The sequence below is a fragment of the Candidatus Cryosericum septentrionale genome, assembly GCF_003570995.1.
Classification (GTDB): domain Bacteria; phylum Caldisericota; class Caldisericia; order Cryosericales; family Cryosericaceae; genus Cryosericum; species Cryosericum septentrionale.
The window spans coordinates 1-12,812 of the sequence record NZ_QXIY01000052.1 but is presented as its reverse complement, the minus strand read 5'-3'; the positions used below and the strand labels follow the sequence as shown (position 1 = coordinate 12,812).

Below are 12,812 nucleotides of genomic sequence, written 5' to 3'. Positions count from 1 at the left end.
TCCATCTCGCCAACATCCTCGGGCGTGTAGAGCAGCTTGACGTCGATGCCAGAACTCGTCGTGCAGTCCGAATAGGCCTTGCATGTCTTGCCGGCAGGGATTTTGTCAGCACGCTGCTGCCACTTCGATGTTGCAGCTTTCAGTGTCTCCGCACGTTCCTTGTCGTCCATTCGCTCACCTCACCTTTGACTTGTCCATGGTAGGCCCCGGGCGTGATGGCACCCAATGCCCGTCTCCGAGAAAGTATAGCAGGAAACGACGTCCTCACCACGTGTGCGCCCATCTGTCATTCCCGCGAAGGCGGGAATCCAATCCTCATCACTCCGTCATTCCCCCGAGCCCTTTTGTCCAAGGCGAGGGGTGCTTCTCCGCGCAGGCGGGAATCCATTCCTCCTTACTTACCACCTGCGGTCTATTTACCAGCTGACCCCATATCCGGTTGACAGGAACCAGCACAAGGGTACGCTGTGAACAGACGTATCTTGGTTATATACGCTTTAGCGTATGAAAGGGAGACAGGGGAAGATGTTGCTCGACAGTATGCGACGTGCCATGGGGACTGACGCACCATTCAGCATACGGGATCTTGCGCTCATCGACCCTGGGTTCCGTCAACCGACGCTTGCGGAATGGAACCGCAAGGGACAGGTGCGCATGCTGGCGCGCGGCTGGTATGTCTTCGCAGACGCACAGGTCGACCTGACCCTGCTCTTCGATGTGGGATGCCAGGCCTATCCTCCGGCGTACGTGTCGCTCGAAACTGCGCTGTCATGGTACGAACTTGTCCCCGAGACCGTCCAGGCAATCACCCTTGTGGGGACACGCACGACGCGGACATCGGCGACTGATGCAGCAACGTTTGTCTGGCGGACCGTCAAGCCGTGTCGGTGGTTCGGGTACCGCGTCGTCGAGTACGGACGGGGACGGCAGTTCCTCATCGCCGAGGCCGAGAAGGCCGTACTGGACTACTTGTACCTCCATCCGGGTCTGCGCACGGAGGGTGACATGCTGAGTGTCCGCCTGGACGAGGGCGGATTTGCCACGCTGGACCATGACCGCCTGGAGCAATGGGCAGTAAGGTTCGAACACCCGCGGCTGATGCGCCAAGTCCACGCGCTTGAGGAGGCGATGCACAATGCTTGAGCCGTCCGTTGTCTACCAGGCCTATCATGACAGCGCGCCCGTCTGGAGGACGTCGATCCTGCGGGAGTACCTGCAGCTGAAGACGCTGCAGTATATCTATGGCACGACCTATGGCGCCAGCCTCGTGTTCATGGGTGGCACAGCCATTCACCTCTTCACGGGCAGTTCTCGCTTCTCCGAGGACCTCGACTTCGACAACCGCGGCGTCTCAGCGTCCGGGTTCCGCACGCTGGCCGGCGACGTGGCGCATCGCTTCGCACTGGAGGACGTTGCCTGCGACGTCGTGGTGAAGGAGCACCAGGGCATGACGGCAGTGTTCCGCTTCACGGACATGCTGCAGCGATGGGGCCTGACGGGGCACCGCGATAGCGTGCTGCGCATCAAGGTGGACACGCAACCCCAGAACTTGGACATCGCACCGGAACGGCGCATCCTCAGCCGCCTGGACGTCTTCGTGCCAGTACTGCTGACGCCGGCACCTGTGCTGCTGGCTCAGAAGTTCACCGCATTGCTGCACAGGCCACGTACGATGGGGCGCGACCTGTACGACATCTCCTGGCTGCTGGGGCAGACGAAACCGGACTACGCATACCTGGCGGGCAAGGCCGGCATCCCGGATGTGGCACACTTGCGCCAGGTTGTCCTGGACAAGCTGGCCACGCTCGACATCGCTGCCCTCCGCACCGACGTGCTGCCGTTCCTCCCGGGTCCGGGCGAGGCCGACCGTATCACCCTGTTTGCTGAACTCATCCGAACGGCGCCACTGTGACGACTGTGGCGCCAATTCGTCATTCCCGCGTCCCCTCCGTCATTCCCGCGAAGGCGGGAATCCAATCTTGTCTGCGCTGCCGTCTTCCTCTTTGGCCGTCATTCCCGCGTAGGCGGGAATCCAATCCCCTTGCTTACCACTTGTGGCCTCTTTACCAGCTGACCCCATATCCGGCTTCTTGCTCGTCAATTGCCGTCTATTTTGGCTTCCAGAACCTTTTGAATAGATGTCGGAACGTTCGACAGAAGATCATATCCTGTAGCTGCCTCGATAGCGTCAACATTGGTAAGGTATGTCTGCCATTTCGAATTGACGCCATTTGTATTTGGCGTGTCAATAGCAATGACGCGCGTGCTTGTTGTAATACGGCTTAGATCCTTGTCTCCATTAGATAGGACAACAGATACCTTCCAAATATATGCCGGCACCGTAACGTGTCCGCTATCAATAGTTGTTTGATAAGTCTTTGAACCGGTACCGCCCTTTCCATATGAGCCCATGACGACATAGACTTCATTCCCCTGCTTCACCAAGCTGCGAAGATAGTTCTCAAAGTTATCCCAGGTGCGCTGATTATTGTTAGGGGCCTGTGGGATCATGTTCGTCATCAAGAATGTCGATGAATTGGCGGCAACAGTAGACGTTCTGTCTGCCGAGGGACAGTTGTGGCCGCGATCGAAACCACTACCGGAATAGCCGTTCGCTTGCACCTGATACCAACTAGCAGGAAGTGAAGTATCCGCGCGGAAATCATTTTCCCGAGACGTTGAACCCAGCGAGGAGCTGCCAATATACCAACTCACCCAGTTTGGCGCAGCACGATCGCGGTCATAGGACAGAACGTAATACCCGCTGTCCATCAAATAGTTATCGGGAGATGTGCTACTGTCGTGCACGGCATTGCTGGGATTACCCAGGAGCAAATTGCTTCCATCAGCAGGCAATGCAAGAGTTGGCTTCACGTGGGTGAGCGTGATCATCTTCGTGGCGTCCGCGTATTGTACGTCGATTGCCAAGGATTGGGCGACAAACCGGAGTGGGAGCATCGTCCGCCCGTTCGTGATAGTGGGCACAACCGCAGAGTTTGCTGCATCAATCGCAAGGGCGATGCCGTTCAGGGATGCCTGCGGCTTGTCAATCCAAAGGTCGAGAGAATCCTTTCCCAGCGTGACTGTAACCTTGCGTGTAGAGGACTCCCAGACAGCGGATCCCCCAAACGCCTCGATGACGGCGCGAATAGGCACAAGTGTCCTGCCTTCGACGATGACGGGTTTCGTTCCTTGAGGGTCGATCGGTTGCTGCACTCCGTTGACGGACATGGACGCGTTGCCGATCCACAGTTTGACCGTCGTTGACGACAAGGCAGCGCCTAGGAGTCCTGCGACCAGGAGAATGGTTACCAGGACAGCCAGCAGATGCGTTCTCTTCATGAGTCCTTCCTTCATCAGGAACAGCAACATCATAGTGTGTGTTAGGTCTCCGCCCGTGTCAACAGTTGTGGCAGCATGCGATTCGTGCGAACAGCAACCCCAGCTCGCCGAGGTCTTGACACGCCAACGGCCCTGCATATCTTATACTTGCAAGACGCGGTGATTTATGTAAGGCTCACTTGCTCCGCGTTACAAATGTGCTAAAGCGCCGGGACAGCTTGTTCCTGCGTCGACCCCATGCGCTTGCACGGGGTTGTTTCATTGTCAGGCGCACGATGCGCCACAAGGAGGGAAGCATGGAGGACAAGCTGAAGGCCGCCATCACGGCATACGCCGAGGCCCAGTCAAAGGTGCTGGACCGCGTCTTCGACAACCTCGCGAAGACAGGGAGCCCATCGTCCGCGGACCTCGCGTTCTGCCCGCCGCACGACATCATTGCCGGGTTGCCGCAGGAGGAGCAGTATGACGCGTTCCTGCGCAAGCTCCGGTTCCTGGGGTACGCGATGTGGAAGTCGTCCTGCTACCACCAGGTGCAGGAGCACGCAACGTTCGAGGCAGAGCGCATGCGCCTGATTGAGCGCTTCTCTGCGCTGGAACTCCTGTTCCAGGAAGGCGTGCGGGAAGGGCATCCCGCACCTGCCCCCGCCGTCGGACCGGACACGTCCGTGAGCGACATCGGCTCCAACGTGGCAGAGAACGGCTGCACACTGTTCCTTCCCCAGGGACAGCTGGAGATCCTCCTTGCCCAGCGTGCCAATGTGCTCCAGCCCTCCTGGCCCTCCTGGAGAAGGTCCGGACAGGGAGCAGGGTCCAGAAGAGGTACCGTCCTCCCCTCACTCTCCTGCACCGGCTCCTGGAGGCTCCCGAGGTCAGCGATCAGGCCAAGGCACGCCTCCTGCATCAGCTCAAAGACATCGATCCTCTCTCCCTGCAGCGGAACATCCATATCCTGCAGGCACGGCTCCTTGGGAAGGGGAGCCAGAATATCTCCCTCGGAGCCGTGACACGCCGGACAATTTCACTATGATTCTTGATGATGCAATGACTCACACGTTCACGATGATTCTTAGGTGATGCAATACGTGACTTACGAGATTTTAGCTTCAAATGAGTGATGTTTTTGCACTCAAATCAAGGTTAGGTAACTTTTAATGTTTCGGTCAATAATATTTATGCATATATTACCATATATTACCTTGTGAATTTTTCAGGGAGCAAATAGGAGTGCGAAAGATTATGTTTCAGCACTGAAATCAATAATTTATTTAAGAAATGGCATTCACGTCAGGCGTGCAAATTATGCACCTTGTTGACAGCTTATTTTGTTGATGAAACAGACATATAAAGTGTTCTCCAATATCTTAGAATAGGAGGCTTCCAGATATTAGGAAGCCTCCTATTCTTCCTGTCAATTAAACAGTTCTTGCAAATTCTATTTACTTGAGGTATGCAATGATCTCCTCTTTTGACATGCTGTCTATTCCAAGGACCTTTAGTGACATTCCGTTCTTCTCGTAATCAACTTCATGAAGAAGGGAGGCCATCTTTAAACTAGCCTCGAATAATGGTGCGGCAACTCCTGCCTTCTTTGCAAGTTGTACTGCCGGAACTACAAGGAACGGTATATCCTCAGTTATATATCTGCTCCTTATGTTCTGGCCAATCAAGTCAAAGTACGGGCTGTCTTTGCTGTGTACGTAGTCGTAGACGTTCGTGCAGTCGTTTTGACCGTAAAAAAGCTTCAACTGATCCAGAACTGACATAAGGTTGACTCCATAAGCCTTTCCTATGTTTATTCTTTCCTGGTCAACTCTTTCAACCACATTGGAAATCTCGGGCGTAATTCCATCGATGTAATGCCTGAAAGTCTTGGAATTCATTTCTATTGTTCCATAGTTCAGTATTAGCGGGAACGGATGAAGAACGCAGTTTGCATTATCCAGGCTGACTTCAAAAGTATTCTTTGCGGGGATGAATATGGGCATTATCTTGTTTAAGGCATCAAGAGCTTCCTTTGACCTTGATTCAGGGAAAGTGCACATCTTGAGTTTGGCCTTCTGCTTGTATATGGTTACAACGTTGTATGCAGTGCGCCTGCATGCAAACGGAAGTGAACTTGTTTCACAAATCGTAACATCCTTCTTTATTCCATGTTCAGCCATCATCCTTCTTAAGATTAGGCTGCCATAGTTTCCAGGAAGTATTACTATTGTCTGGCCATCCTTGATATGTGGGAGCATTTGCTCGAATACTGGCTCGTGCGCATATGCAGGAACAACGACGAGTATATGGTTATCTGCTTCATTAAAAGCTTCCCTTATATCAGTTGTAATGCAGTTAAGAAGACCTGAACACTTTATATCCCCGTCAAGTATTATTGTTTTCTCTTTTTGGAATTTTAGAAAATCTTCGCTTGGTTTTATACTTTCATAGATATTTACAGAATAACCTTTGGCAGCAAGATAGCCTGAAAGGGCCATACCTCCGTTTCCGCATCCAAGAATTGCTATTTTATTCTTGCTGTTCATAGAAATTCCTCCTATTATTGCAATTTATATTGCTGTGAAAAATCCTGAAGCTGGATGAGTTCCGTAAGATCCCTTTGGACTTTCTGCAACAACATCTTTGTTATCAAAAACTTACTTAAGGGAATGCTGATGCTTGCTTTCGTTTTCCCTGCCGATTACAAGTTTGCACATTTCCTTGTCGGTATCGATCATCCCTATGGATGCAAGTTTTCTAATCATCTGAATGGTTTCATCTGCAGTACTGCATACAAGACCATCCCCTGAAGGGATCGATGCTCCTGACAAGGCAAGCCATGCCGACTTGATTGCAATTCCTGCCGCAGTTGAAAGCTTAAGTGCGCATCCAAGTTTTGCACCGTCACAAAGTATTCTTGCCATGGTACCAGTTATATCTTTAATTACCATTTCTCGCTGGTTCAAATCTCCAGAAAGAAGATAGACGGTTCCTGCTCCAGCTCCAAGGCTTGCAGCTGTGCAAGCTCTTCATATCTTGGATTTACGTTTTTAGTACCTCAAGGCCAAGCCTTGAATCGCCGCATACGGCGCCGAGAGCTGCGGTTATTGAAAGACCCATTTTTTGTGTTCCGGGAATATCTACGGAAATTGAATTCTTGTAGGTATCCCTGTCTACATAAACCTTTACCGACTCCGGATTGCCTCCAATTGCATCTTTTGCTGCGCTTACAGCAAAGGACACCAAAGTTGGACCCGTACATCCAAGTACAGGTTTTACTTCTTTACGAAGTATGTTCAAAAGTTCGCTGTCTATTACAACCCCAATAAACTAGTTGTTTGATGCTCTCAGCTTGGATGACTGTTTTTTTGTAAGATAACTTACAAGGAAGAGACAAACCAATGATCCTACCAATCCATATGCTACATAAGGTATCTTGATTTTCAGAACCGTTGCTATTGCACATCCAATAACTCCGCCGACCATGCTTGCAATTGCACCCTGTGCGTTCAGTACTTTTGTATTTCTGAAGAAGTATCCCATGAAGATTGGGAAGAGAAGTACTGCTGCTGAATATGCATAGGTTGCAACAAGCCACCCAAGAGCTTGTGGATACCAAAGGGCAAGAGCAAGAGCAAGAGCAACCGATGCTGCGGAGAAAATCCTTGAATACTTAGTGAGATCCTTGTCTGTTGCTTTTTTATTTACAAGCTTGTGGTATATATCTGTAGTTATGTTTACTGCTACTGATTGAATTCCACTGTCTATTGTTGACATTATGGTTGCACAAAGAAAGGCTGAAAAAAGTGCGAGGAACCATGCTGGAACTTGTGTGAGGAACCATCCTGAAGCAAGTTCGGGTGCAAGTCCCGGCTTCAGTGACCTTATTGCAATTCCCATGAAAGAAGCCCAGACATCTGCAGTTAAAATTACGATTGCGCTTATTATAAGACTTGTTCTTACGAGTTTTACCTTGTCAATTGCAAATATTCTCTGATAGTACATCTGGTTCGTAAGTGAACCTGGAAGTATGGACAAACTCCAGAGGGCTATTGTAGCCCAGCCTACTGCTTTCATCCCTCCCGGGAAAGCAGTGATTTCAGGTGGAGCCTTTGCAACTATGTTTGCCCAGCCGCCGCCAAGCTTCATAACGAAGTAAACCGAAAATACCGTCATACACAACATCAAGCAGCCGAAAATGAAGTCAGTCCATGCAACTGAACTCAAACCTGAGGGAAGAACGTATGCAAGGCTGATTATTGCAAATATGGTCATCAACAAGGGCACTGAAAGCCCTGTTATCGCTGAATAGAGTTTACCAAAAGCCACCAGCTGGGTGCACATCCAGCCGAACGGTACAAGTATGCTTCCAACGGATGCGAGCACAAGAAGAACTTTGTTGTCTCCATAAAATCTAGTGATAATATCCGGAACTGTTGTAAAATTCTGTTCCCTGAGCCATTTTGCTATTACTGCAAGGAACGCTATTCCGCCAGAAACGAGTAAGCCGTAGGACAATGCGGACCAGCCGCTCCCGTACCCAATTCCAACATGGGCTACAAGAATTCCTCCGCCCATTGCAGTTGCATACTGGGTTCCTACGATAACATATATCGGAAGTGATCTTCCTCCAACCGCCCAGTCTTCCTGTGATTTTTTCTTTTTGCCGATTAAAATGGCAACCAGACTTGTACCTCCGAGCACTATTATTGTGCTGATAACTATGAGTACAATAGAACTCAAGGAAACGGTACTACTCATTAGAGTCTCTCCTTTTAACTATGAATTGATTTGTCCTGGCTTCAACATGTGGCTACAAATTCATGATTGCGCTTTTTTAAAAAGGAAACGAATAGATTATTGCAGCGATCTATTACTCGATTCCTCACCCCCTTAAATACCTCCCTTAGAACGTTAAAGTGTTGCAGTAGTTGTCAAAGCATTCCCGTTCTTATTTATTTGGCTTTGGAATCTTCTTGCCGTTGGACTGTTTGACAGTCCTGCCCCCAGAGTATCCTTGAGCGAAACGGGCATTAGTTTGCCAACCTCATCCATGGCACCGATAACTTCATCTGCAGGAATAACGCTGTCTACTCCGGCAAGGGCCATTTCTGCCGATACTATTGCGTTTGCAGCGGCCAGTACGTTTCTTTGTATGCAAGGTATTTCAACCATTCCTGCTACTGGATCGCATACCATTCCCATAACGTTTCCGAGAGCCAGAGCTACTGAACTCAGAACCATGCTGCAGTTTCCTCCGAACATTTCAGTCAGCGCTGCTGCTGAAAGTGCGCTTGCTGTGCCGCATTCCGCCTGACATCCTCCAACAGCTCCCGAAATACTGGCATTTTGGGCCACTATTATTCCAATTCCTGCTCCTGTGAAAAGGGCTTTTATAGCTTTTTCCTCAGGTATGGAATTTTTTTCAGCAAGGGTTATTACTGTGGCAGGCATGGTTCCTGCGGAACCTGCTGTCGGACAAGCAACTATGCGTCCCATTGATCCGTTGACTTCCATTACTGCAAGGGCGTTTCTTGTAACCTCGCTCAGGGTCGTTCCGCAAATACTTTTTCCAGCCTTTATAAAGCTGTCCATCCTTTTTGCATTTCCCTTGAACATATTCCCAAGAAGCTCGCTTTCCTTTTCGTTTCCTTTTACTATGGACTGCCTCATGGCAACGTATATCTGCCTCATTTCGTCTATTACAGCCTCGGCTGATCTCCCAGAGCATTCAGCTTCAAATTGTATGATGGTGTCACTCATTTGACAATTGTTTTTAACAGATATATCCATTAGTTCCTTGCATGTACTGTAAAAATGCCTGCTCGATATAACTATTGGCATTACGGCTTTTATGAATTTTACGCTCCGTACGTAAGCAAGGCTTGCTATATTTTGGGCAGCCTCGGGGTCAACTGTCTCCCCTCCACAAATCTTAAACATGAAACCGTTTTGCTGCTTTTCGAAGTCTACAGTGTTTCCATTTCCCAAACCTAAAACTTCCTTCTTTAGAAGTTCCACGTCTTTTGCTTCGGTAAGTCCAAAAATACAGTTCTGCTTCCCATCAAGCAAAAGTTTTATGCCGTCCACCTCTTCAATCACTATGTTACCACCTCCGATGGTGCTTGCCCTTAAAACACATTCTTTGCCTTCAGCATCCATCGTTTTTACTATTATAGTGCTTGGATGGGCGTCTTTAAGTTCTATTCCGTTGAACTCAACTTGAATGCCGCTACTTCTTGCAAGTTCAATGGAACATTTTATCCTGTCATCGTCTACTGGAAAGCCAAGTACGCCGGCAACTACGCCTGCATCTGTCTTATGGGTGGAATAGGTACTTTTAAGGGAACCGTGGAAAAACACCGTAATCGCTTTTGGATTGAAACCGCAAAGCTGCCCCGAAACGAGGCCTATCCTTACGGCGCCGGCAGTGTGTGAACTAGAGGGCCCTATCATGATAGGGCCTATTATATCAAAAACTCCATAATTACTTGAAGTTGGCACTATAGGTACCTCATTTATATTTGTTATACAAAGGCAAATTTCACGCCAATACTTTTTTCAACTGCCTTGTTGTAGACAGCCGTTGCGACTGCAACATCCATAGCTCCCGTTCCTATTGGCAAGCAGAGTATCCTCTCGTTCTTTTGGATTCTTTCTTCTTTGAGTCCAGCAGCCATCTCTCCAATCGTACAAGTAATGTTCTTCTCAGACAGCTTCTTCTCTTCAACCAGTCCCCTTAATGCTCCTCTGTGAAGTACTTGGCCTATACAGTCAACGATTATCTTGTCTGCACTTAGGATGAATTCATCGTCGCACTCCTGATATGAGCCCATCGGGAAGACAACCGTTCCAGGCTTTATCCATTCATTCTTTAGGAATTTGTCCTTTGACTGGGTTACGCAGACGATGACGTCTCCCTGAGCTGCGTCTTCAGGTTTGTCTGCTATTATGATTTTTCCCTTTACGACGTCTTTCATGTCCTGCGCAAACTTCTCGCTTGCCTGTCTGTTTACATCATAAACTCGCAATTCATCAATATCAAAAAGTACGGATATTGCCTCGGTCTGAGTGTGTCCCTGCATTCCTGCGCCATAGAGTCCGAGCTTTATTTTCTTCTTGTTGACCAGATACTTCAATGCTGATGCAGTCTGGGCTCCGGTTCTCATGTTTGTTATATAGGCACCATCCATTGCAGCCCTGAAGAATCCGAGTTTGGGGTCTATAAGCAGTATCATCGCTGTAATGTACGGGAACCCAAGTGCTTTTCTTTCGCCAAGGAATCCTCCAGCCCACTTTATTCCTGCAGAATCCTCCCAGCCTATATATGCGGGCATTGCGTTCATGAATCCGCTGTACGGTGGATATGCGGCCGTTTCACCAAGATCAAGGAGTACTTTTGTTGGATTTATAGTCTTTCCTACTCCAAGATCCTTGGAGGTTCTGTCCACAATTTCCACAACTTCCTTCATGGTTATGAGGCTTTTTATTTGTTCCTGATTTAATAACAGTGTTTCTGGTGTCTTCATCTCAAATCCTCCTATTGTATTTAAGTAAGTTAATAAAATTTGAATCTTGTTATGTCATCCTTGTCCTTCAATTTGTCATACACATATTTTGCAGTTCCTATATCAAGAGAACCTATGCCTATTAAACAGGCACATATTATTTCCCTGTCGTTTTCCCTGCCGGCTTTTTTTCCGGCAACTATTTCTCCAAGTTCAGAATAGAGCATGCTACGATCCAGTTTTCCTGCATTTATAAGTTTTACGAGCTCTCCCCTGTGGGTGCTCTGTTCCCAATTGTCTACCACGAGTTTGTCGGCTTTTAACGGAATGTTCTCATCAAGTTCCTGATATGAACCCAAAGAAAGCACAAGTGCACCTGGATCAAGCCATTCCTTCATCACAAGCGGTTCATCGGCAACGGTAACCGTAACTATTATGTCTGATCCTTCAACTGCCTGCCTGCTCGAATCAACAGCCTTAACGTAAATTCCAAGTTCCTTGTTCATTTCAACTGCAAACTCTAGGGCGTAAGCATTGTTTACATCGGTAATTTTTACTTCCTCAAAATCAAATACTTCGTGGAGGGCCCTTATATTCATTCTTGCCTGGGTTCCTGCTCCAATTATGCCCAATGTTTGTGGATTTTTTTTAGCAAGGTATTTAGCTGCAACTGCTGAAGCCGCACCTGTTCTTACTGCAGTAATGTATGTACCATCCATGACTGCAATGGGATAGCCTGTATCTTTTGCACACAGTATTATAGTTGCCAGTATGAAAGGCAAACCTTTTTCAGGGTTCTTTTTGTAGCCTGAAGCAAATTTGACTCCCATTGCCTCCAGAGAATCCACATAAGCAGGCATGGAGTTGCTTGATCCCCAATAATGAGGCCATTCCCCATTTTCTCCCATTTTGAGGTTTATTTTTGGCGGCATTACTACAGTTCCTTCCCCATGACCTCTGAATACCGCTTCTGCAACCTCCACAGCTTCTTTCATGACGATTACCTTTTTGATTTGATCAACCCCTGCAAGCAAAGTATCCATTACAATCCTCCCTTTTGTCCTGGCTTCAAGCTTTGTTTACAGATTGGCATACCAGAAGCTTTTCATTAAAACACCTCCTTTTTAGCTAACTCGGCACCTTAAGCGCCGCCTTTCCCGTGCTCTTTTAAAAGAGTACCTTCAGTATACGTCATTGAATAATTCTATTCAATGACGCGCATCGGCTCATTCAAGATACTACGATCCGTGTCAAGAGGACAAACATGGATTGGCATCATGTTCAAGAGTCCGGTACTTGGATTTTGTCACATAGAGGTGATGAGCGATGAGAAGAAGCTTTCTCATGCAAGCGACCAAGGCGACTTTGGGCTTCTTGTGGTTGTCGCTCACGAGATGCTTGTAGAACGTTCGTATGCACTCATTGTGTTGGATACAGTTCATACAAGCCAGGTACAGAACCTTCCTGAGCATTGGGTCTCCTGCTCTGCTGATTTTCCTTCCTCCGTTCAAGGAAGATCCTGATTGTCTTCGTACCGGGTCCAGTCCTGCGAGTGCGGTGATCTCATTTCGATTCGCACCAGGATACTTCCGGAAGAGATACAGAAGATTGATGGCAGAGATGACCAAGGTCCCGTTCATGGAAAGAAGATTGTGGAGGGCTTCTCGTGTCTCCTCATGATCCTCTGCAACTGCTTCCATTTCTTTCTCGAGCTGGTCCTCCATCGCACCAAGATGCCCCAGCTCCCTCTCGAGTGAGTCTTTCAGCTTCCTCGTCACACCACTTTTCTCCTCCAGGGAATGCACGTGGTTGGAGAGCATGGTCCTTGTCTTCTGGATGATCTCATACCTCCCGATGAATGCTCCCAGCTGTTCCGCTATCTCATCCATCTCAGGGATCCGGAAGTCTTCTTCTGCGAGCAAGGCATCGAAGGCGGAGAGCGTCTTCGCATCAACGGTATCGGTCTTCGATCTGTTCCCC

Annotated in this window: 11 protein-coding genes and 1 pseudogene; 3 read left to right on the top strand and 9 right to left on the bottom strand. The window is 48.6% G+C overall.

Going from position 1 to position 12,812, the window contains the following annotated elements; genetic code table 11:
* Nucleotides 1-525 precede the first annotated feature (525 nt).
* Together SMC1_RS10100 and SMC1_RS10095 are read left to right on the top strand one after the other, a co-directional pair.
* Nucleotides 526-1,143 carry a type IV toxin-antitoxin system AbiEi family antitoxin domain-containing protein gene (locus SMC1_RS10100; RefSeq protein ID WP_119086640.1) on the top strand — a complete coding sequence of 206 codons (618 nt, stop codon included), beginning with the start codon at nucleotides 526-528 and terminating at the stop codon, nucleotides 1,141-1,143.
* On the top strand, nucleotides 1,136-1,912 hold the full coding sequence (locus SMC1_RS10095; RefSeq protein ID WP_119086639.1) for a nucleotidyl transferase AbiEii/AbiGii toxin family protein: 777 nt from the start codon (nucleotides 1,136-1,138) through the stop codon (nucleotides 1,910-1,912). Before SMC1_RS10100 ends, SMC1_RS10095 begins: the two co-directional genes overlap by 8 nt.
* A gap of 185 nt (nucleotides 1,913-2,097) precedes the next feature.
* Here SMC1_RS10095 and SMC1_RS10795 read toward each other — a convergent pair whose 3' ends face one another.
* Complete coding sequence (locus SMC1_RS10795; RefSeq protein WP_207799417.1) at nucleotides 2,098-3,342, bottom strand: DNA/RNA non-specific endonuclease; 1,245 nt, start codon at nucleotides 3,340-3,342, stop codon at nucleotides 2,098-2,100.
* A gap of 296 nt (nucleotides 3,343-3,638) precedes the next feature.
* Between SMC1_RS10795 and SMC1_RS10085 the strand changes: the two genes are divergently transcribed.
* Nucleotides 3,639-4,346, top strand: coding sequence for a hypothetical protein (locus SMC1_RS10085; protein ID WP_119086637.1), 708 nt, complete (start codon nucleotides 3,639-3,641; stop codon nucleotides 4,344-4,346).
* A gap of 432 nt (nucleotides 4,347-4,778) precedes the next feature.
* Here SMC1_RS10085 and SMC1_RS10080 read toward each other — a convergent pair whose 3' ends face one another.
* From SMC1_RS10080 to SMC1_RS10050, 8 genes and pseudogenes are all read right to left on the bottom strand, one after another.
* The gene (locus SMC1_RS10080; RefSeq protein ID WP_119086636.1) at nucleotides 4,779-5,870 is read right to left on the bottom strand and encodes an NAD/NADP-dependent octopine/nopaline dehydrogenase family protein; all 1,092 of its coding nucleotides are present in this window, start codon (nucleotides 5,868-5,870) and stop codon (nucleotides 4,779-4,781) included.
* Between the two features lie 111 nt (nucleotides 5,871-5,981).
* Nucleotides 5,982-6,335, bottom strand: a pseudogene (locus SMC1_RS10075) (L-serine ammonia-lyase, iron-sulfur-dependent, subunit alpha); the annotation flags it as partial.
* A 31-nt stretch (nucleotides 6,336-6,366) separates the two neighbouring features.
* The gene (locus SMC1_RS10380) at nucleotides 6,367-6,624 is read right to left on the bottom strand and encodes a hypothetical protein (protein ID WP_126855223.1); all 258 of its coding nucleotides are present in this window, start codon (nucleotides 6,622-6,624) and stop codon (nucleotides 6,367-6,369) included.
* Nucleotides 6,625-6,654: 30 nt separating this feature from the next.
* On the bottom strand, nucleotides 6,655-8,085 hold the full coding sequence (locus SMC1_RS10070) for a sodium:solute symporter family protein (protein ID WP_207799416.1): 1,431 nt from the start codon (nucleotides 8,083-8,085) through the stop codon (nucleotides 6,655-6,657).
* A gap of 153 nt (nucleotides 8,086-8,238) precedes the next feature.
* Nucleotides 8,239-9,828, bottom strand: a complete 1,590-nt coding sequence (gene sdaAA / locus SMC1_RS10065) for an L-serine ammonia-lyase, iron-sulfur-dependent, subunit alpha (RefSeq protein WP_126855222.1) — start codon at nucleotides 9,826-9,828, stop codon at nucleotides 8,239-8,241.
* A gap of 23 nt (nucleotides 9,829-9,851) precedes the next feature.
* The gene (locus SMC1_RS10060) at nucleotides 9,852-10,853 is read right to left on the bottom strand and encodes an ornithine cyclodeaminase family protein (RefSeq protein WP_119086633.1); all 1,002 of its coding nucleotides are present in this window, start codon (nucleotides 10,851-10,853) and stop codon (nucleotides 9,852-9,854) included.
* A gap of 29 nt (nucleotides 10,854-10,882) precedes the next feature.
* Entirely contained in the window at nucleotides 10,883-11,875 is a 993-nt protein-coding gene (locus SMC1_RS10055) for an ornithine cyclodeaminase family protein (protein ID WP_119086632.1), read from the bottom strand.
* A gap of 207 nt (nucleotides 11,876-12,082) precedes the next feature.
* Nucleotides 12,083-12,812: transposase (locus SMC1_RS10050; RefSeq protein ID WP_133299419.1), on the bottom strand; the 730-nt coding region annotated here is incomplete at its 5' end.

What these genes read in the sequence shown, in the direction of transcription:
- SMC1_RS10100 (WP_119086640.1), top strand. Translation starts at nt 526, where the DNA reads ATGTTGCTCGACAGTATGCGACGTGCCATGGGGACTGACGCACCATTC.
- SMC1_RS10095 (WP_119086639.1), top strand. Translation starts at nt 1,136, where the DNA reads ATGCTTGAGCCGTCCGTTGTCTACCAGGCCTATCATGACAGCGCGCCC.
- SMC1_RS10795 (WP_207799417.1), bottom strand. Translation starts at nt 3,342, where the DNA reads ATGAAGAGAACGCATCTGCTGGCTGTCCTGGTAACCATTCTCCTGGTC.
- SMC1_RS10085 (WP_119086637.1), top strand. Translation starts at nt 3,639, where the DNA reads ATGGAGGACAAGCTGAAGGCCGCCATCACGGCATACGCCGAGGCCCAG.
- SMC1_RS10080 (WP_119086636.1), bottom strand. Translation starts at nt 5,870, where the DNA reads ATGAACAGCAAGAATAAAATAGCAATTCTTGGATGCGGAAACGGAGGT.
- SMC1_RS10070 (WP_207799416.1), bottom strand. Translation starts at nt 8,085, where the DNA reads ATGAGTAGTACCGTTTCCTTGAGTTCTATTGTACTCATAGTTATCAGC.
- SMC1_RS10060 (WP_119086633.1), bottom strand. Translation starts at nt 10,853, where the DNA reads ATGAAGACACCAGAAACACTGTTATTAAATCAGGAACAAATAAAAAGC.
- SMC1_RS10055 (WP_119086632.1), bottom strand. Translation starts at nt 11,875, where the DNA reads ATGGATACTTTGCTTGCAGGGGTTGATCAAATCAAAAAGGTAATCGTC.